The 1,125-nt window shown below is 75.1% G+C and carries 1 protein-coding gene and 1 pseudogene; both read left to right on the forward strand.

Annotated elements, in window-relative coordinates:
- A pseudogene (locus tag MVA01S_RS29930) lies at positions 1-301 on the forward strand (DUF6779 domain-containing protein); the annotation flags it as partial.
- A 78-nt stretch (positions 302-379) separates the two neighbouring features.
- Positions 380-1,125 (forward strand): Rossmann-like and DUF2520 domain-containing protein (locus MVA01S_RS29935; protein ID WP_060941845.1); only part of this gene is annotated, 746 nt, incomplete at its 3' end.

Genomic DNA, 1,125 nt, shown 5'->3' on the forward strand with positions numbered 1-1,125 from the left:
GGCCGACACCCCGCCCGCCGACACCGCGCCCGCCGACACCCCGCCGGCCGACACCGCGCCCGCCGACGGCGCGCCGGACGACGAGTACGTCGGCAGGCGCCGGGCGCCGGATTCCGAACCGCCCCGCGGCAAGCACTACGCCCCCGGCGAGGAGGCACCTCCCGCTCCGGAAGAGGAACCGGTCGAGGAGGACGCCGATGGCGGCGCCCACACCGGCGGCCAGTCGGTCGCCGAGCTGCTGGCCCGTCTGCAGGCGGCGTCACCCTCGGGTGGTGGGCGCCGGAGACGGCGCGAGGATTGAGTAGGCTTCGTGGCGACCGTCCGGTACCCGCACCACGGGACCGGAACGAAGCCATGAGGATCAGCGAGGTCGACTGCGATGGTGCAGCCCCCCGCCGGCGGTGACAGCCCGCCCGACGGACTCCGCCCGGCCCGGCTCACCGTCGGGATCATCTCCGCCGGTCGGGTCGGTGCCGCGCTGGGCGCGGCACTCGAGCGCGCCGAGCACGTCGTCGTCGGGTGCAGTGCGGTGTCGGCCGCCTCCCGCAGCCGCGCGCAACGCTGGCTGCCCGACACCCCGATCCTGCCGGTCGACGAGGTCGCCGGGCGTGCCGAGCTGCTACTGCTGGCTGTGCCCGACGCCGAGCTCGCCGCGCTGGTGAACGGCCTGGCCGCCACCGGCGCGGTGCGGGCCAACACGATCGTGGCGCACACCTCGGGAGCCAACGGCATCGGAATTCTCGCTCCGCTGGCCGACCAGGGCTGCATCACGCTGGCGATCCATCCGGCGATGACGTTCGCGGGCACCGACGAGGACGTCGACCGGCTCCGCGGCACCTGCTTCGGGGTGACGGCCGGCGACGAGATCGGTTACGCCATCGCAGCATCGCTGGTGCTGGAGGTCGGCGGCGAACCGTTCCGGGTCCGCGAGGATGCCAGGACGCTGTACCACGCGGCGCTGGCCCACGCGGGCAACCATGTCGTGACGGTGGTGCTCGACGCGGTGGACGCGTTGCGCGCGGCACTGCGGGGCCAGGAGCTGCTCGGCCAGGAGACCGTCGGCGACGCGCCCGGCGGGCTGCCGGAGCGGATCATCGGGCCGCTGGCCCGCGCGGCGCTGGACAA

It is taken from the genome of Mycolicibacterium vaccae NBRC 14118 = CIP 105934 (assembly GCF_001552715.1).
GTDB classification, from domain to species: domain Bacteria; phylum Actinomycetota; class Actinomycetes; order Mycobacteriales; family Mycobacteriaceae; genus Mycobacterium; species Mycobacterium vaccae.